The following is a 19,074-nucleotide window of genomic DNA, read 5'->3' on the forward strand; positions in this document are numbered from 1 at the left end:
CGTCGTCGTGAGCAGCAGGCCGTCCCGAGGCACTGCTCGCCTCGCAGCGATACTCGACGCCCTTCCCGACGGGCTTCTGCTCGTCAACGCCAACGGCACGGTCGTCAACGCCAACTCCATCGCTCTCGACATGTTCGAGACGCCCGGCACCGCCCTGGTCGGGCGGGGACTGCTCGACCTGCTCCCGGAGTTCGACTCCAAGCTGATCCCCGGTTCCATGCGCAGGCCCGGCACCGCGGACGAACGGGGCAGGACCAAGCCGGCGCGGATGATGGCGCGCCGCACCGACCGCACCGACTTCCCCGTCGAGATCACCAGCGCGAGCCTGGACAGCGGCCAGGCCTCGTACGGCGAGTTCTCCCCCTCGTACACCGGCGACGAACTGCTGATGCTCGTCGTGCGGGACCTGTCGGGAACCGTCGACACCGAGGCCGAACTGGCGCGTTCGCAGCGGCAGACCGAGATGATCCTGCGCGCCGCGTCCGAGGGCGTCGTCGGCACGGACACCGAGGGACGCGTCGTCCTGGTGAATCCGGCGGCGGCCCAGATCCTCGGCTTCCGCGCCAGCGACCTCGGCGGCAAGGAACTGCACCCGCTCATCCTGCACTCGCGGGCGGAAGGCGACCCCTTCCCGTACGAGGAGTCCCCGCTCGCCGACACGCTGCGGTCCGGCCGCAAGCACCGGGTGCGCGGGCAGGTGCTGTGGTCGAAGAGCGGCGCCCGGGTACCGGTGGACCTGACGACCGCACCGGTGCGCGACGGCGACCAGTTGGTCGGCGCTGTGATGACCTTCACCGACCGCAGGCCGTACGAGGAGCTCACCGAACAGCACACCGCCGCCGTCGAGGAGCTGACCGGGAGCCACACCGCCGAGGTCGCCTCCCTCACCGAGATGCACGCCGCCGAGATCGAGGCGCTCACCGAGCAGCACGCCGCCGAGATCGCCGACCGCACCGAGCGCTACGCCTCCGAGCTGGAGGAACAGGCCGACCGGATCGCGGCGCTGGAGCACCGGCACGGCCAGCTGACCGCCGTGCTGGGCGAGTCGTTGCGCGGGCCCCTGGAGCAGCTGCGCGGCGAACTCTCCACGCTCGCGGCCGACCCGGCGGGCCAACTGTGGCCCGAGGCCAACCAGATCCTGCACCACCTCGCCGCCGGCTACGCCCGGATGACGACGCTGATCGACAACGTGCTCGGCTACCAGCGGCTCGACGCGGGCGCCGAGGGTCTGGCGAAGGCCCCGGTCATGCTGGACGCGGTCGTGACGGCCGGAATCGACGGCGCGGTCGAGCTGATCGGCCCGGGCCGGGCCCAGTTCGCGGTGCACGCCCCGCCGATCGAGGCCGAGGTGGACGCGCGTCAACTGGCCACCGCGCTGGCCCACCTGGTCGCTGACGTCGCGGGAATCGACTCCACCGGCAAGACCCGGGTGGTTCCGGGCGGCGGCTATCTCGACTCCACCGTGGTGGTGGCGGCCGCACAGCGCGGTGACGTCGTACGCATCGAGGTGCGCGGGCCGTTCGCCGGTGGCGACCCGGTGCACGAGCCGATCGTGCGCGGCATCGTGCGGGCCCACGGCGGTGTCCTCCAGACCCACGAGATGCCGGGCCTGAGCGGCAGCGCCTACGTACTCGAGGTGCCGCTCGGCACCGGCGGCGGAACGGTCGCACCCGAGCCCGCGCAGGTCGCGGCAGAGGCGCTTCCCGAGCAGGACAACGGCGCGGCGGGGGTCGTCAGCGGCGGTCGGCGGCGGGCCCGCAGGTCCTCCACGGACGCCTTCCTGGACAGCCCGGTGGGCGGTCCGGCGGGCGCTGAGGCGTCCGGGGACACGGGGGCCGCGGAGCCGACGGGACGGCGCAGGGCGCGGCGCGGTCCGGCGGCACCCGAGGAGCAGACTCCGGACGTCCTGCCGGTCCGGCCGGGCGAGGGCTCCGGGCGGCGCCGCGGGCGTCCCAGTCCGGCGGAGACCGGTGTGCCCGGTGCCGTGCCCGAGGGTGGTGGGCAGGCAGTCGCTCCCGCGGGAGCCGAGGTCCCCCGTCAGGCGCTGGCCCTTCCGTCGGCGTCCGGCACGGGCCCGTCGGAGGGTTCGGTGGTGACCTCTGCCGAGGCGCAGGGCGGGAACAGTCCGCAGCGCGGCACCACCGTGCCGCCGCAGGGCGTGCCCCCGCAGGCTCCGCTCCCGGTCCGGCCCGCCCGGCCCGAGAACGCCGGGCGCGCGGCGCTGCCCGCCCGCGCGTCCGCCTCCGACGAGGCGCGACCGGTGCCCGCCGCGGCTCAGCCGACCGGTCGCCGGGCCCGCCGGGCGCTGGCCGCCGCCCAGGAACGGCTCGCCGCCGAGAGCGCGGGCCCCCGCACCACGTTCGCCCTGCCGCCCGCCGACGCGGACCGCCCGTCGGCCCCGTCCCCCGTACAGCCCGAGGGGATGTACGGGCCGCAGCCGTACGGTCCGGTGTCCGGCACCCCGGCGGACGGCCGGGGCGCGGGTGACGGCGCGCCCGCCGCCGGTCACGCGCCCGACGGTGCCGCCCCGGCCCGGCCTGCCTTCCCGGCTCAGGGCGGCACGGCCCCCGCCGGTCCGGCCCGGACTCCCGCGCCCCCCAACGGCGCGGTCCCTTCCGGCCCGGTCCCGCACAGCCCGGTTCCGAACGGCGCACTCCCTCCCTGCCCGGTTCCGAACGGCCAGCTTCCGAACGGCCGGCTTTCGACCGGCGCCGCCCCGGGCGGAGCAACGCCCATCGGCCCGGCCACCGCCGGTCCGGCGCCCGTCGGCGCCCCGCCGAACGACTTCGCCGCCACGGGCTCCGTACCGGACCGCCACGACACCGCCCCGTCCGCTCCCGACGCGGGCCACACCCCGCCGCCCGCCCACCCCGCGCCCTCGGGCCGTCGCCGGGCGCGGTCCTCGGACGCCCCGGAACTGCCGGCCGGGCCGCCCGTCGAGGGTGGGACCGGGCAGTACCCGGCCGCGCCGCCGCAGGTCCCGGCCGCCGGTCCCACCACGCACGCCACCGGCACCGGCGAGGTACCCCGGGCACCCCTGTCCGCCGCGGCCCGCAGGCAGCCGTTGCCCGCCGAGGCGCCCGCCCAGCCGGAACCGTCCCCCGACTCCACCCAGGGCCGGGCCTTCAGCGTGCGCACCCTCGGCCAGGGCGTGCCGTTCGTGCAGCAGCACGCGCACCAGCAGAACCAGTCGTTCGGCGGGGCGGGCCGGCGGCGCAAGCTCTCCGCTCCCCCCGAGCCGACCGCTGACCCGCCCGCCCCGCAGCAAGCGCCTCCAGCACCCCGGCAGCACACCGCGGCGCCCACGGCCGTCCCGGCCACCGCGGCGGGCAGGCTGATGACGGCGCCGGCCCCCGAGGGCCGCGCGTACGCGATCGGCGCGCCCGACGAGGGCGCCGAGGGCCCGGAGCCGCTGGACGGCCCCGGTGGTGCGGTCGAGGTCGCCAACCGACCCCAACCGCAGCCGGTGGACGACGAGATGCCCCCGGAGCCGCTGGACAACCCGCGCCGGCTCCTGGTGTGGCCGGCCCCGGACGTCTCCACCCAGCAGGCGCTCAGTGACCGCGGCTACCGTCCGGTGATCGTGCACTCCCGCGAGGAGGTCGACGCGCAGATCGCCGCGTTCCCCGCCGCGCTCTTCGTCGATCCGCTGACCGGTCCCATCACCCGCACCGCGCTGCGCTCGCTGCGCCAGGCCGCGGTGGCCGCCGAGGTCCCCGTCCTGGTCACCGCCGGGCTCGGACAGGCGACGCGGGAGGCGGCGTACGGGGCGGACCCCGCGGTCCTGCTCAAGGCGCTGGCCCCCCGGGACAGCGAACAGCACCCGCCGCGGGTCCTGGTGATCGAGGAGCAGCAGGAGATCGCGCTCGCCCTCGGCGAGACGCTGGAACGGCGCGGCATGCAGGTGGGGCGCGCCGCCACCGACAGTGAAGCGGTCGACCTGGCGAGCCGGATGCGGCCGAACCTGGTGGTGATGGACCTGATGCAGGTACGCCGTCGCCGGGCCGGGATCATCGACTGGCTCCGCTCCAACGGCCGCCTGAACCGCACCCCGCTGGTCGTGTACACCTCGGCGGGGATGGAACCGGACGACCTGGCGCGGCTGAGCACCGGCGAGTCGGTGCTCTTCCTCGCCGAACGCTCCACGAGCGACGAGGTCCAGTCCCGCATCGTCGACCTGCTGGCCAAGATAGGCACCAACTGACCGACCGCGGCCGGGACTGCTGTCCGGGACGGCAGCCGGGACGAGAGTCTGGGGCGCCGGCCCGGGACGATAGCCGCGATGATCGGTCCAGAAGCCCAGGAGTCCAGGAGTCCAGGAGTTCATGGGTCCAGGGCGACAGCCATCGCCGTTTTCCGGGGCGGCAGCGGCAGCTACGGCGGTCCGGCTCGGACGAGCGACAGCGACCAACGCCGCAGGGGCGGTACGGAAGATCCCGTACCGCCCCTGCCCGTCCGGTCCCTGCGGTGGGGACGGAGTGAACGGGGCGGATGCCGTCACACCACGGTGACGTCGAGCTCCCCCTCCGCGTACTGCTTGCGGATCACCTTCTTGTCGAACTTGCCGACGCTCGTCTTGGGCACTGCCGCGATCACCGACCAGCGCTCCGGAAGCTGCCACTTGGCGATGCCGGCCTCCGCGAGGAACGCCTTGAGCTCCTCGTAGCCGACCGATGCGCCCTCCTTGAGGACGACGGTCGCCAGCGGACGCTCGCCCCACTTCTCGTCGGGCACGGCGACGACCGCGGCCTCGGCCACGTCCGGGTGGGCCATGATCGCGTTCTCCAGCTCGACGCTGGAGATCCACTCGCCGCCGGACTTGATGACGTCCTTCGCCCGGTCGGTGAGGGTGAGGTAGCCCTCGGCGCTGATCACGCCGACGTCACCGGTCTTCAGCCAACCGTCCTCGCTGAACTTGTCCTCGGGCCTCAGGTGTTCACCGTCTGCGCCGTAGTAAGCCCCGGCGATCCAGTTGCCGCGCACCTCCAGCTCGCCGGCCGACTCGCCGTCCCAGGGCAGGTGGTCCCCGCCCGGTCCGACCAGCCGCGCCTCGACACCGGCCGGGAAGCGGCCCTGGGTGATGCGGTACGGCCACTCCTCCTCGTCGGTGAGCCCGGCCGGCGGGTTGGACATTGTGCCGAGCGGCGAGGTCTCCGTCATGCCCCAGGCGTGGCAGAGCCGTACGCCGAGCTTGTCGTAGGCCTCCATGAGCGCCGGCGGGCAGGCCGAGCCACCGATGGTCACCCGCACCATCGAGCTGAGGTCGCGCGGGTTGGCGGTGACCTCGGCGAGCAGCCCTTGCCAGATGGTGGGCACGGCTGCGGCGTGGCTGGGGCGCTCGCGTTCGATCATCTCGGCGAGCGGCGCGGCCTGCAGGAACCGGTCGGGCATCAGCATGTTGACGCCGGTCATGAAGGTGGCGTGCGGCAGGCCCCAGGCGTTCACGTGGAACTGCGGGACCACCACGAGGGTGGTGTCCTTGTCCGTCAGCCCCATCGACTCGGCCATGTTGACCTGCATGGAGTGCAGGTAGATGGAGCGGTGCGAGTAGACGACGCCCTTCGGGTCCCCGGTGGTGCCGGAGGTGTAACACATCGCGGCGGCCTGGCGTTCGTCCAGCTCGGGCCAGTCGAAGGTGACCGGCCGGTCGGCGATGAGTTCCTCGTACTCGTGCACGCGCGCGGCGGCGCCGTCGAGCAGCGACCGGTCCCCCGGCCCCGCGACGACGATGTGCTCGATCGAGGGGAGCTGCGGCAGCAACGGGGCGAGCAGCGGCAGCAGCGAACCGTTGACGATCACCACCTTGTCGTCCGCGTGGTTGACGACCCATACCAACTGCTCGGGGGGAAGGCGCAGGTTGAGGGTGTGGAGCACAGCACCCATGGACGGAATCGCCAGGTATGCCTCCAGATGTTCTGAATTGTTCCACATGAGGGTGGCGACCCTCTGGTCGCCGTCGATGCCGAGTTCGTCGCGCAGGGCGTTCGCGAGCCGGATCGCGCGCCCGCCGATCTCGGCGAAGCTGCGGCGCTCCGGCTCGGGCCCGCCTGTCCAGGTCGTGACCTGCGACTTCCCGTGGATCGTCATCCCGTGGAGCAGGATGCGGGTCACAGTCAGCGGTACGTCCTGCATGGTGCTCAGCACGGCGTCCTCCCGGTGGGCGCTACGCGGCAGTAAGGGTCCGCTGATTCTGCTCACATACCGCGCGGTATGTCACTACTCCGGGAGGTACCAATCGGCGCGCCGGTCAGCGGACGACGTTCAGCTCCGGGTCTTCCCGGAGCTTGCCGAGCGCCCGGGAGACCGCGCTCTTGACCGTGCCGACGGAGACGCCGAGCAATTCGGCCGTGCGCGCCTCGCTCAGGTCCTCGTAGTACCGCAGGACGACCATCGCCCGCTGCCGCGCGGGCAGCTTCAGCACCGCCCGCCACATGGCGTCCTGCAGCGTCTGCCGCTCGGCCGGATCGGCCGCGGGGGCGGTCTGCGGCTCGGGCAGCTCCTCGCAGCAGAACTCATCCACCTTGCGCTTGCGCCACTGCGAGGTCCGCGTATTGACCAGGGTGCGGCGGACGTAGCCGTCGAGCGCCCGCCGGTCCTCGATGCGGTCCCACGCCACGTACGTCTTGGTGAGCGCCGTCTGGAGCAGGTCCTCGGCGTCGTTCGGATCGGGGGTCAACGAGCGGGCGGTACGGAGCAGAACGGGCCCGCGCGCCCTGACGTACGACGTGAACGATCCATACGGCTGGGGGTGTCCGGCGGCGGGACCCTTCACGGCGTCCGTGCGGACTGGCGTGGTCATGTCTCCAACCTAGGAGCAGGCGGTCGGCCCCGGATCGCCCCCAGGTCCCGAAGCCACGTCCCCCTCAGGTTGGAGGCGCCGCGCGCCCGTCACCTCCTGAAGACGGAGAGCGCGTACCGCCGCACCAGGGTCACCCCGCCCGCGCATGCGCCTCCACACGCCCCCCGCGCCACCCCTGATCTCCGGGTGCGCACACTCCTCCCCGCCCGGGCCGCCCCTTCCCCACGACAGCCGACCCCCTCCACCGCGTCACCGCCGTCTCGGCATTCCGCCCCAGCCCTCCCCCTCACCTCACCAGCGCCTCTTCGCCCCCCTGGTTCGACACGATCGCCACGATCGACAGGCCGACCGACCCGCCCGCCGCGACGGCGCGGGCCCTACGACCGCCGCTACGGCGACACCCGCGCCCGCCCGGACCGACCGGAGCGGCGCGCCGGGCCGCCGCGCACACCCGCCGGAACCCGCCCCCCGGCGTGTGGTCCGCCCTCTCCGCGCCGGGGCGGCCGGACGGCCGGTCCGGCGTGGACCACGACGTCGCGGTACCAGAGCTGCCCCTGCCGATTCCCCTCGAATCCCGGGCACGGTCCGGTTCCCCCGCAAGCATGAAGAACTACGGATAAACCGCCTTCATGGATATGAAACCGGACCCAACCAGTCCGCAGCCATACGGCCCACTCGTACGGCCCGCTTCCTTTTTTCGAACGAACGTACGAAACTGAACTCATGGCCACTCTCGACCGGCAGACCCCCACCCTGGTCCTGGCACACGCGCTGGCAGCAGCCGAGCGCGGCCTCCCCGTCATCCCACTGACCGCGTCGAAGCTTCCCGCTCTCCGGTCCCCCCACCACGGCGAGACGCCGCGCGTGCCCTGCAAGGGCGAGTGCGGGCTGCCCGGCCACGGAGTGCACGACGCCACCACCGACCCTGCCGCCGTCCGCGCCCTGTTCGCCGCAGCGCCCAGGGCCACCGGGTACGGCATCGCCTGCGGCCGGGCCCCCCACCGCCTCATCGGGATCGACCTGGACGTGGACCCGGACACCGGCAACGACTCCGTCGGGGCGCTGCGCCTGCTCGGGCTCCAGCACCTGTTCACGCTCCCGCCCACCGTCACGGTGCTGACGCCCAGCGGCGGACGCCACCTCTGGTTCACCGGCCCCGCCCACCTCGCCGTACCCAACTCCGCGAGCCGCCTTGCCCCGGGCATCGACGTGCGCGGCGCCGGCGGGTACCTCGTGGGCCCCGGTTCGGCCACCGCCCGCGGCGTCTACCGGCTCGCCCCCGGCACCGCCCACCTCGAACCGGCGCCCTGTCCCCGCGCGCTGCTCCATCTCCTCGCCCCGCCCGGCCGCCCGAGACACGCGCCGCAGAACTCCTCAACTCCGTCCGCACCCGGCCGCCAGGGAGAGGGCCTGGTCCGGTTCGTGCGCGCGGCGCGGGCCGGCGAGCGCAACACCCGGCTGTTCTGGGCGGCCTGCCGAGCGTACGAGCACGGGTACGGCGACGAACTCGCCGACGCCCTCACCACGGCCGCCGTACACGCCGGACTCCCCGTCCACGAGGCCCGCGCCACCATCGCCTCCGCGGCCCGTCTCACCTCGGGACGCCCCGACCCCCTCTGACGCACAGGGCGCGAGGGAGGACCGATGCGCGCGGCGCGGGCGGGACGGAGCGGGCAGCGCGGAGCGGCGCGGGCGGGACGGAGCGCGGACGTGACGGGCGCGGAGGAAGGGGGCGCGGGCGTGACGGGGGACGGGGCGTGGGGGGACGGCTCGCGGCGCGGAGGTAGGGTGCCATTCGGCCCTCCAGGTCCCTCAGGGTTCACCCCGGATTCGTCCCGCTCACCCGGATCGTTCCGCTCTCCCCGGATCCGCGGGTTCGGCCCACGCCGACGTGCGTGCGGTGCGGACACACCCGTCGAAACGGGCCGCGGGGGCCCAGGCGATCGGAAGGTTCGGGTAAGGCATGTCGGCCGCAGCGCGAGAGACGGCCGAGGTACCCGCCACGTCCCCGCACCCCCCTCGGCGCCGCTTCCGGCGACATGTTCCGGCCGCCGCGTGGGCCGTCATCCTGTACGCCGCCGTCCGCGCCACGTCCCTCGCCGCCCTCGCCCTCTGGTGCCGCTCCACGGGAAAGAGCCCGCGCGTCCTGCTGTCGGAACGCTGGGACTCCCTCTGGTACGTACGGGTCGCGGCGCACGGGTACGACTTCACGCTCACCGCACCCGACGGCAGATCACTGCCCAGCACCGCCTTCTTCCCCCTGCTGCCCTGGCTGGAGACGGGAGTCCACCGGGCCACCGGGGTCGGCCTGCCGACAGCCGGCCTGCTCGTCGGCGCGGTGGCCTCCCTCCTGGCCGCATGGGGGATCTTCCACGTCGTGCGCACCGGTCACGGGGACCGCGCGGGCGTCGTCTGCGTGGTGCTGTGGGCCGCCGTCCCGGTCGGCATCGTGCAGTCGATGGCGTACAGCGAGGCGTTGTTCGTCGCGCTGGCGGCGTGGGCCCTCCACGCCGTGCTGACGCGGCGCCTGCTGCTCGCAGGGACGCTCGCCTGCCTCGCGGGGCTGACCCGCCCCGTCGGCCTCGCCGTGACGGCGGCGCTCCTCCTCGCTGTGTGGCAACTCGGGCGACGCGGTGGACTGCGTACCGCGCAGCAACGTCTCACCGCCCTGCTCGCCTGCCTGATCGCACCGACGGGTGCGGTGACGTACATCCTCTGGGTCGGCGAGCGCCAGGGAAATCCGCTCGGTTACCTCGACGTCCAGGCCTCCTGGGGCAACGGGTTCGACGGCGGCTGGGCCTTCGCCACGTTCCTCACCGGAGGGCTCAGCCCGTGGCTGTCCGCCGGCACTCTCCTGCTGCTCCTCGCCCTCGCCACCTGGCCGCACATCCCCGCCAAGTCCCGGCCCCAACCGGCCCCCGTGCTCCTGTACTCGGCGATCGTCACCCTGCTCGCCCTCGGCGCCTCCGGCTACTTCGGTTCCAAACCCCGCCTCCTCCTGCCCGCCTTCCCCCTCCTGGTCCCCCTGGCCGTCGCCCTTGCCCGCCGTCGCCCCCGCGTCCTGTACGCCACCCTGATCCCCCTCACCCTCGCCTCCGCCGCCTACGGCGCCTTCTGGCTCAACGGCTCGGGTCCGCCGTGACGGAGCTCACCACCTCGCCGCGCTCCGAGATGCTGACACCCCCTCAGGAGGTGCGGCGATGCGATGGAAGGTCCACGGGGAACGGCCGGTCTACGAGAACCGGTGGGTCGATGTGTGGTCGGCCGACGTCGAACAGCCGGACGGGCAGCGGGTGGACTACCGGGCCTGGCGCGCGGCCAACTGGAAACGGGACGGGCTGAGCATGGTCAATCGGCCCATCAGATCGACCTGATAAAGAGGAAGCCGCACTCAACAGACGCGCTAGCCTCTCGCCATGGACACGCCCACCCCGGCCGACGGCCCCTTGTCCGACCCGGAGTTCGATCAATTTCGGGGTCTTCTCCGACGGTATTGCGCGCACGAACTCGATCAGTGGGAGGCCTTGCAGACCGAAACGCCGTACGGCCCTGCATACGTGCTGCTTACACGCTCCCTGCCGCCCGACACTCTTCCAGAGGCGTACAGGCAGCTCTAGCCACTCATATGCTGCCGGGAGGAGTCCGTGCCCGCCGCGCCCGGTCAGTCGAGGAATGGCGGGGACCCACTGCGCCCGAAGGACAGCACACTAGCGAACGGCCCCCGACAGATTGACCAGGTCAGGGGCCGTTCAACTGCGGTGGGTGTGGGATTTGAACCCACGGTGACATCGCTGCCACGACGGTTTTCAAGACCGTTCCCTTAGGCCGCTCGGGCAACCCACCTCGCGCCGATCGCGGCCCGCAGGGCCCTGGTTCGGCGCGAGGGACAGCCTAGCCGGTCAGCTGTCGCCCTTGCGCGAGCCCAGGGTCACCTCGACCGTGGACTCCTTGCCGTCCCGCTTGTAGGTGACCTCGATCTTGTCGCCCGGCTTGTGGGTCCAGATCTCACCGATGAGGGTCGGGCCGCTGTCGACGGGGCTACCGCCGAACTTGGTGATGACGTCGCCCGCCTTCAGGCCCGCCTTCGCCGCGGGGCCGCCCGGACTGACGGCCGCGGAGCCACCGGCGCCCTCCTCGGAGATGACCGCGCCGCCGGTGTTCTCCTCCATGGTGACCGTGGCGCCGATCACCGGGTACACCGGCTCGCCGGTCTTGATGAGCTGCTCGGCGACGTTCTTCGCCTGGTTGATCGGGATGGCGAAGCCGAGGCCGATCGAACCCGCCTGCGACTGGCCGACGCTGCTGCCGGTCGACTGGATCGCGGAGTTGATGCCGATGACCGCGCCGCTCTCGTTCAGCAGCGGACCGCCGGAGTTGCCCGGGTTGATCGAGGCGTCGGTCTGCAGCGCGCTCATGTACGAACTGCTGGAGGAGGAACCGTCGCTGGAGGCGACCGGACGGTTCTTCGCGCTGATGATGCCGGTGGTGACGGTGTTGGAGAGGCCGAAGGGGGCGCCGATCGCGATGGTGGAGTCGCCGACGGCGACCGCCTCGGAGTCGCCGAGCGGCAGCGGGTTGAGGCCCGCCGGCGGGTTCTTCAGCTTCAGCACCGCCACGTCGTAGCCCTCGGCGCGGCCGACCACCTCGGCGTCGTACTTCTTGCCGTTGGAGAACGTCGCCGTGAGCTGGCCGCTGTCCGCCGCGGAGGCCACCACGTGGTTGTTGGTGAGGATGTGGCCTTCCTTGTCGTACACGAAGCCGGTGCCGGTGCCGCCCTCGCCGTCGCCGCTCTGGGCGTCGATGGTGACCACGCTCGGCAGGGCCTTCGCGGCGACGCCGGCGACCGTGCCGTCCGCGCGCTTGACGGCCTTCGGGCCGTCGGTGGCGGAGATGGTGGTCGAGCCGGAGCCGTTGTCGCTGCGGTCCGCCGCCCAGTAGCCGAACGCGCCGCCGATACCGCCCGCCACGAGCGCCGCCACGGCGACGGCCGCGACGAGTCCGCCCGCGCGGCGCTTGCCCGGGTTGCCCGGGCCGCCCGCTCCGTGCTGGTCGTGGGCACCCCAGACCGGGCCGCCCGGGCCGCCCCCGTTCGCGTACGCGGGGAGTGCGGGCGGGGGCGGCGGCGGCCAGGAACCGGCGGCCGCGGGAGGCTGCGGGGCCGGGTGGCCGGGATCGGGAGTGTGCGGCTGGTGGGCCGGCGGCGGCTCGTAGGGCGACGGCGGGGGCGTGTGCGCACCCACCGGTGCGCCGTCCTGCGGGGCTGCGGCGCGGTGTGCGGCGGGGCCGGTCGGCACAGCGGGGTCGGTCGGCGCGGCGGGGTCCGACGGCTCTCCGTACGCGGCGGCCGGGACGTCCGCGGGGGGCGGGGGCGTCGCTCCGGCCCGGGGGTCGGCGGGAGTGGCGCCCGGCACGGGAGGTGCTGACGGCACGGGCGGTACGGCGGGAACCGGAGCGCCCTCGTGACCCTCGTTCTCGGTGCTCACAGCTCTTTACTCCTCGGTTCCACTCGGCATTCGGCAGGAGATCCGCTTTGCAGGTGTCGGGGGACAGTTTTTCCCACGCCACGTCAGGCCACTGTAAGCAGGACCTGTGCATCCGTACACCAATCTTTACATCAGACAAAACGGCGCCTCCGGCACGAGGGGCGCGCGGTCGTCGCGTCGCGGTGACACCATGGCGCGGTGACCGACGCACGGCAGCACTCCAGTCGCACTCCCATCCAGGTCGTGGCCCATCGCGGAGCCTCGGACGACGCCCCCGAGCACACCCTCGCCGCGTACCGGAAGGCGATCGAGGACGGTGCGGACGCGCTCGAATGCGACGTGCGGCTCACCGCCGACGGCCGGCTCGTCTGCGTCCACGACCGGCGGGTCAACCGCACGTCCAACGGCCGCGGCGCGGTCTCGGCGCTGGAGCTGGCCGATCTCGCCGCCCTGGACTTCGGCTCGTGGAAGGACCGCGAGGAGTCCCCGGACTGGGATCCGGTGCCGGGCGAGCTCACCTCCGTACTGACGCTGGAACGTCTCCTGGAGCTCGTCATCGAGGTACGCGCGACGGGCCGGGCGCTTCAGCTCGCGATCGAGACCAAGCACCCGACCCGGTGGGCCGGGCAGGTGGAGACGCGGCTGCTGGAGCTCCTGACCCGGTTCGGGCTGGACGAGCCGCCCGCGGACGGCCCCGCCCCGGTCCGGGTCATGAGCTTCTCCGCGCGTTCGCTGCACCGCGTCCGGCTGGCCCGCCCCTCGCTTCCCACCGTCTACCTCATGCAGTTCGTCTCCCCCCGGCTGCGGGACGGCCGGCTCCCCGCGGGCGCGCGCATCGCTGGGCCGGGCATGCGGATCGTGCGCAACCATCCGGAATACGTGGAGCGGCTGCACCGGGCGGGCCACCCCGTGCACGTGTGGACGGTCAACGAGCCGGCGGACGTCGCGCGCTGCGCGGAACTCGGCGTGGAAGCGATCATCACCAACCGCCCGAAGCACGTCCTGGCCCAGCTCGGTCGCGCCTGACCACCTGCGCCCCGTGATCCGTCACCGTCACCGCCCGGCTTCCGCACGCCCGGAGCCGCTGCCCCACCTGTCCCGTACCCCGTTGTCCCGTACGCCCCCGCCCCCGCACCCCGCCCACACCACGACCCTGAACCGCCCCGAACCACCACCCTGCACCGCCCGGAATCGCCCCGGACCGCCCCGAACCGTCGCCGTCCCACCGACCCCGGACCGGCACCCACCGGTCCGGGGCCGGTCCGTCACGGGGAGTGCACCGGCGCACTCGGCGTGTGCACACACGTGACGAATGCGTCACCAGGGCACCTCCGGGCGGTTTCCGGCCCCTCCCCTCAGGGCATCCCCATCGTGGCGTGGGGTGAAGGAGGTCTCGGGGGTGACGTTGGTGGTGGCACAAGAAGTGCCCGCGTCGTCGAGCATGGCCGTTCCCCATGGCCCTGCCGGCGTGCGGCAAGCACGGCACCGGATGCGCGAGCAGTTGCGCGGCAACGGGGTCTCGGACTCCGTCGTCGACGACGCGGTGCTGATCCTCTCCGAACTGCTCAGCAACGCCTGCCGGCACGGCAGGCCGCTGGGACGGCACACGGACGTCGGGGACGGAGACGTCCGAGCCGCCTGGCGGGTGGACCGCCGCGGCGCGCTCACCGTGGAGGTCACGGACGGTGGAGGGCCGACCCGTCCGGTCCCCTCCACCCCGTCGGTGACCGCGCGCGGCGGCCGCGGACTCACCATCATCAGCGCGCTCGCCGACAAGTGGGGCGTACGCGACGACGCACCGGGCGAAGTGACCGTCTGGGCGCGGGTCTCCTCGCAGCAGCCGCTCGCCGGCCCCCAAGGGGTGAATGGTTTCGGCAGCCTGACGGGGTTCGAGGGCTTCGATTTCGCCCAGGCCTACGACGACGCGAACTGACCCTCCGGGGCGCCCCCGCACGAGGACGGCGGGCGCCGCGGGGGCCCGTTCCGTGACGCCGGTCCGCATCCGGCCGCCCGTATACGGGGGACGCCCCCGCACGCGTACACGGGGGCGACCCCGAGCCGCGCCGGACGACCCCGCGCGCCGCGGCCCTGCCGTGCCCGGTCCCCCGCCGCCCCTCGGTTGTCCGTGGCGGGCGTCACGGAGGCTAGGCTCGCGGCTCAGACCGCACTGTCGCAAACGGGAGATAGCCCACCATGGCCAAGAAGCGCCCTCAGACCAAGGCGGGAAAGCCGCAGTCGACGGACGGGGAGATCCCGGTCGTCGGGGCACGCGAGCCCTGTCCCTGCGGTTCGGGCCGCCGGTACAAGGCGTGCCACGGACGGGCCGCCGCGCAGGCCGTCACCGAGCTGGTGAGTCGCCCCTTCGAAGGACTGCCCGGCGAGGGCGACTGGGTCGCCCTGCGCGAACTGGTCCCCGCAGCCACCGTCCCGCTGACGCTGAAGGACGGGCTGCCCGAGGGCGTTCCCTCGGTCACGCTGGCGACCGTCCTGCCGATGGCGTGGCCGGCGCTGCGCCGTGACGACGGCTCCGTGCTGCTCGCCCTGCAGAACGACACGTCGTCCGGGGACCTCAGCCGCGATCTGGCCGACACCCTGCTGCGGGCGCTGGAGGCGGAACCCGGCACCCCCGTCGACGCGCGGCGGGTCCCGGCGGACGGGCCCCGGCTGCAGGACGTCCTGGCTCCGGACGCGCCGTTCGAGCCGGTCGTGCACAGCGGGTTCGAGTTCTGGGTGCCGGACGCGGCGAACGCGGACGCCGAGGTGAGCGCCTCGCTGGAGCGTGCCAACGCCGCTGCCATCCCGACGACCCTGCTGACCGGCGTGGACGCGGCGTACTGGTGCGAGACCCCGGAGAAGAACCACCTGCGCTGGGTCATGCTCCACCCCGAGGAGCAGCTCCTCGATGCCCTCGCCCGACTGCACGCCGCCGGCACCTCCTCCCTCGGTGAGGGGACACGCCTGGTGGGCTCGTTCCGCGCGCACGGTCTGATGGTCCCGGTCTGGGACCTGCCGAGCGCGATGGGCGCCGAGGAGTGCGAGAAGCCGGCGGCGGCGTTCGCCGAGCGGCTGGCCGAGGCGCTCGCCTCGGACGCTCCGCTCACCGCGGAGGAGCGGCGGGCGCGCGGCGGGCTCACCAACCGCCAAGTGACGCTCAGCTGACAGTGACGAGCCCGGCCGCGGCTCCGGTGATACGCGTCACAACTCCCCGTACCCACCGGTAAATTGCCGCTTCCGGGTCCGAGATCGAATTTGCGAACGGCAGATCTCTTGTTACGGTTCTGAAAGCCCGGTCGCTGGTGCATCCCCCGTCGCCAGCGATCGGGCGTCCTCATTTCTCCGGCCCGTCGGCCGTCGACGCTTCGGCGTCCGGCCCGTCCCGCAGCCCGGCCCTCCACGCCGGATCGGGCCCGCACCGCGACGGCTGCAACGGCACCTTCGCGCTGCGGCCGGGGCCGCCCCTTCCCGCCCCCGGCGCGTCCCGGACGCCGGCCGAAGTCGTCCCGCGGCCGCTCGCGTTCACCCGTCGCCCCCACCACGTCCCGGCTGCCGCCCGGTCACCGAGGGGCCTTGTCCGGCACGGCGAGCCACCGGTCCGGCCCCGCCGCGGTCCGACGCGCCGTCACATCTGACTCGTGGTCGGAACCGTCCTCCGTACTCCGTCCGCCCGGCCGGCCGGTCGGCCGGTCGGCCACGACAACGAGCCACACGCCACTGCCCTGTCGCACCCGGGCGGTCCAGCCCCCGAAGTCCGGTGCGGCGTACGGAGAGCCGCCGGGGAACACGCGGCCGCCCGGGCCGGTACGGAACACGCGCGGGCAGATGGAAGGAAGAACGGGCGCGAAATAGCGCGGAATCTTTCCGGAAAAGCCATCAGAAAGTCACCCTGTCAGCGAAATCTGCCATTTCACCGAATGGAACGGGGAGGGGTATCCGTAAGCGGCGGGAGAACGCACAGCGTGACGTTCTGCGTAGGAATGCGAGATTTTCCGTGCGCGTGATCGAAAATCACCCCTCGGTCTTCGTGCACCCCGGTCCCGGACGGGCGCACGCGACCCCCGTGGCGCTCAGTACGCGAGCCGGCTCCCGCCGTCGGGAGCACCGCTGCTGGCCTCGACCAGCGCGTCCAGGACCGGTTCGATGTCGGGAAGCCAGGGCGCGTCCGGCCCCTGGGCGGGCGGCCGCTCCCAGCGGACCTGACCCGTGCCCACCTCGGAGGGCGGGACGACGACATAGCCCCCGTCGCCGTGGAAACGCAGCGAGCTGGGCACCCGGTCCTTGGCGTGCAGCAGTTCACCCAGCCGCTCCAGGCCGTACGGGGCCACCAGCAGGGACCAGCGGGTGGGCGTGGCGACCACCGGGCCGAGGCGCACGCCCAAGGCGTCCAGCACCGGCAGTGCCTGCGCGCCGCTCACCGCGGGCAGACTCACCGCGCACGCCCCCCGGCCGCCCGTCGCCAGCAGGACCGGAGCCTGGGGCCGGTTGGTCCACCACCAGCGCACCATCCGCTCATCCGTGGTCGCCGCGAGCAGTCCGGGATCGAAGGGGTGCGCGCCGGGAACGGCGCACTCGGGGTCGGGGCAGGCGCAGGACCGGCCGCCGTGCCGGGTGGGCGCCGCCAGCCCCGCGCCGGGAACCACCGGCCACTGCCATGCGGTGGCGCAGGTCAGCACCGCCCGCAGCCGGGCGGGCGTCTGCTCGCGCCGGAGCCGTCGCCCGCGTCGCCTTCCGGGGATCTCGCGCATGAGCGCTCGTCCTTTCCGTTGAACGCCGAGGTCCATCACACCACGCTCACGTAGCGGTGCGTGGGTGAATCTTCACTGTGCGTGCTTGCCGCGTGCTCTTCCCGGGCTGCCGTGCGTAAGGGCAGACGTGCGATCACCGGACCGGGGCCGGTCGTACGGGTGGAGCGGAAACCGGAGCGAACCGGCGGAGCTGCGCCGAACCGAGCGGGGTCGAACGGACACGGCCGAGTCGAACTGATCTCTGCGGCACCGGGCCCTTCCGGCCCGGCGCACCTGCGCGCCGTCCGCCCCTCGCCAGGGCGCGGGCCCCGGCCGGCCGCTCGCGCGCGGGGCGCCGCACATCAGGACGCCCCGGCTCGCCACCGGGTTCCAGGACGGCCGCAACTGCCCCTGCGTTGCACGGATTACGTACCCCGCATGCCCGCGATGACGCTCCTCCGGGACCGCGATCCCGGGAACACCGCCTGGCGAGCACGCCCAGTCGACCGCAAATACCCGCCACCGTATGCATTTTTCGGCCAAGTTAAGTAACCCGCGGACACCAGGATTCCCCCAAGGACAATGCTGGACATCGACTCACTTGTGCGTGTACATGTGGATGCATTGATAGCGGCGCAGAATGACATGGGGGTTTGCGATGCTATTCGCCGGAACACCCCGGTCGGAAAGCCGGAGGCCATGAGCGCCCCACACCTGCCGAATGTGGCTGGAATCCATCCCACAGTTCCGGTTTCGGCGCAGAATCCGGAGCCGCTGACCGAGGCCCCGGCCGCTCCGGGCGCCTTCCTCCAGGACCGGCTCGCGGGCTGGGTCTCGGACCTCACGACCCTGCACGAACTCACCGAGCGGCTCACCGGGACGCGCACTCTGGACACCGCCCTGCGGGAAGTGCTGGAAGCCGGAGCCGCCCTCGTCGGGGCCGGCCGGGGACTGCTGGTCCTGGAACCGGACGACGGCCGCGGCCCGGCCGCCACCGTGGGGCTCGGGCTGGCGCACGCGGAACTCGGGCACATCGAGACCGTCCCCCGGGGCGCCACCTCCTACGGCCGGATCCTCGACGGCCTCCCCGACGCGACCGGGCCCCTGGCGCAGCGCGACCTGTTCGCCGACGAGTCCACCGACCCGCGACTGCGCGAGGTCGCCGCCCGGCTCGGCTACGCCGCCAGCTACGCCCTGCCCCTCGCCACCCCGGCCGCCGGTCGTCTCGGCGCGGCGGTCTGGCTCTACGACGAACCCGCCGAGCCCCTGGAACGCCAGCGCCACCTGGTGGGTCTGTACGCCCGCTACGCCACCGAGCACCTCGCCCGGCTGCTGGAACTGGAACGCGCGCGCGCCGACGTCCGCGTCGTCAACGAGGAACTGCTGCCGAGCAGGCTGCCCCGTGTCCCCGGCGTCCGGCTCGCGGCCGCGCACCGCCCCGCCGCGCGGGGCGGGGGCGACTGGTACGACGCGCTCCCGCTGCCGGACGGCGCCCTCGGCCTTTCCGTCGGCTCGGTGGGCGGCTCGGGTCCCGGTGCGGTGGCCGCGATGGGGCGGATGCGCTCCAGCCTGCGCGCGTACGCCGTCATGGAGGGCGAGGACCCGGTCGCCGTCCTGTCCGACCTGGAGCTGCTGCTGCGGCTCACGGAGCCGTCCCGGAGCGCCACCGCCCTCTTCGCCTACTGCGAACCCGCCGTCCGCACCGTCCTGCTGTCCGGTGCCGGCCACACCCCGCCCCTGGTCACCGGAGACCGGCGCACCGAGTACGTCGAGACGACCCTCTCTGCGCCGCTCGGCATGCTCGCCTGCTGGGAGGCGCCGAGCGTGGAGATCACCGCCGAGCCCGGCGAGACGCTGTTGCTCTACACCGACGGCCTGCTGCGTCGCACCGGCGACTCCACGGACCGGGCCTTCGCCCGGCTGCGCTCCGCCGCGGCGGGGGTGCCCAAGGCCGCCCGCCGGGACCCGGCGTCCGTCGTCGACCACGTGCTGCGGACCGTGCTGCCCGAGGGCGCGGGCACCGCCGACGACACCGAGGACGTCGTCCTGCTGGCCGCGCACTTCGACTGAG

Annotated in this window: 11 protein-coding genes, 1 tRNA gene and 1 pseudogene; 8 read left to right on the forward strand and 5 right to left on the reverse strand. The window is 73.5% G+C overall.

What is annotated here, in order from left to right; all coding sequences use genetic code 11:
• Positions 1 to 7: 7 nt before the first annotated feature.
• The gene (locus Q0994_RS04815; RefSeq protein ID WP_299529414.1) at positions 8 to 4,204 is read left to right on the forward strand and encodes a PAS domain-containing protein; all 4,197 of its coding nucleotides are present in this window, start codon (positions 8 to 10) and stop codon (positions 4,202 to 4,204) included.
• Positions 4,205 to 4,497: 293 nt separating this feature from the next.
• On the opposite strand, the gene Q0994_RS04820 is transcribed toward Q0994_RS04815, so the two are convergent.
• A complete protein-coding gene (locus Q0994_RS04820) occupies positions 4,498 to 6,144 on the reverse strand; it encodes a long-chain fatty acid--CoA ligase (RefSeq protein ID WP_299529417.1) in 1,647 nt (548 codons plus the stop codon).
• A gap of 103 nt (positions 6,145 to 6,247) precedes the next feature.
• Complete coding sequence (locus tag Q0994_RS04825; protein ID WP_299529419.1) at positions 6,248 to 6,799, reverse strand: SigE family RNA polymerase sigma factor; 552 nt, start codon at positions 6,797 to 6,799, stop codon at positions 6,248 to 6,250.
• 723 nt (positions 6,800 to 7,522) lie between these two features.
• On the opposite strand from Q0994_RS04825, the gene Q0994_RS04830 reads away from it, so the two are divergent.
• The 3 genes and pseudogenes from Q0994_RS04830 to Q0994_RS04840 form a co-directional block, all read left to right on the forward strand.
• Positions 7,523 to 8,419: a bifunctional DNA primase/polymerase gene (locus tag Q0994_RS04830; protein WP_299529421.1), complete on the forward strand. Its 897-nt coding sequence runs from the start codon at positions 7,523 to 7,525 to the stop codon at positions 8,417 to 8,419.
• A gap of 343 nt (positions 8,420 to 8,762) precedes the next feature.
• The gene (locus tag Q0994_RS04835) at positions 8,763 to 9,941 is read left to right on the forward strand and encodes a glycosyltransferase family 39 protein (protein WP_299529423.1); all 1,179 of its coding nucleotides are present in this window, start codon (positions 8,763 to 8,765) and stop codon (positions 9,939 to 9,941) included.
• A 58-nt stretch (positions 9,942 to 9,999) separates the two neighbouring features.
• Positions 10,000 to 10,101: pseudogene (locus Q0994_RS04840) on the forward strand (NUDIX hydrolase); the annotation flags it as partial.
• Between the two features lie 454 nt (positions 10,102 to 10,555).
• Here the strand turns inward: Q0994_RS04840 and Q0994_RS04845 are convergent.
• Together Q0994_RS04845 and Q0994_RS04850 are read right to left on the reverse strand one after the other, a co-directional pair.
• A tRNA-Ser gene (locus Q0994_RS04845) sits at positions 10,556 to 10,642 on the reverse strand.
• Positions 10,643 to 10,698: 56 nt separating this feature from the next.
• On the reverse strand, positions 10,699 to 12,282 hold the full coding sequence (locus Q0994_RS04850; RefSeq protein WP_299529425.1) for a S1C family serine protease: 1,584 nt from the start codon (positions 12,280 to 12,282) through the stop codon (positions 10,699 to 10,701).
• A 198-nt stretch (positions 12,283 to 12,480) separates the two neighbouring features.
• On the opposite strand from Q0994_RS04850, the gene Q0994_RS04855 reads away from it, so the two are divergent.
• The 3 genes from Q0994_RS04855 to Q0994_RS04865 all read left to right on the forward strand — a co-directional run bounded on the left by Q0994_RS04855 (position 12,481) and on the right by Q0994_RS04865 (position 15,441).
• Positions 12,481 to 13,308, forward strand: a complete 828-nt coding sequence (locus tag Q0994_RS04855; protein ID WP_299529427.1) for a glycerophosphodiester phosphodiesterase family protein — start codon at positions 12,481 to 12,483, stop codon at positions 13,306 to 13,308.
• A gap of 286 nt (positions 13,309 to 13,594) precedes the next feature.
• Positions 13,595 to 14,215 (forward strand): ATP-binding protein, encoded by a 621-nt coding sequence (locus Q0994_RS04860; RefSeq protein WP_299529429.1) that lies wholly within the window; start codon positions 13,595 to 13,597, stop codon positions 14,213 to 14,215.
• Between the two features lie 260 nt (positions 14,216 to 14,475).
• Positions 14,476 to 15,441 (forward strand): DUF5926 family protein, encoded by a 966-nt coding sequence (locus tag Q0994_RS04865; RefSeq protein ID WP_299529430.1) that lies wholly within the window; start codon positions 14,476 to 14,478, stop codon positions 15,439 to 15,441.
• A 905-nt stretch (positions 15,442 to 16,346) separates the two neighbouring features.
• Here Q0994_RS04865 and Q0994_RS04870 read toward each other — a convergent pair.
• Positions 16,347 to 17,024, reverse strand: coding sequence for a bifunctional DNA primase/polymerase (locus Q0994_RS04870; protein WP_299529431.1), 678 nt, complete (start codon positions 17,022 to 17,024; stop codon positions 16,347 to 16,349).
• 561 nt (positions 17,025 to 17,585) lie between these two features.
• Between Q0994_RS04870 and Q0994_RS04875 the strand changes: the two genes are divergently transcribed.
• Positions 17,586 to 19,073 (forward strand): PP2C family protein-serine/threonine phosphatase, encoded by a 1,488-nt coding sequence (locus Q0994_RS04875; protein ID WP_299529433.1) that lies wholly within the window; start codon positions 17,586 to 17,588, stop codon positions 19,071 to 19,073.
• Position 19,074 lies beyond the last annotated feature (1 nt).

It is taken from the genome of uncultured Streptomyces sp. (assembly GCF_947488945.1).
Lineage (GTDB): Bacteria > Actinomycetota > Actinomycetes > Streptomycetales > Streptomycetaceae > Streptomyces.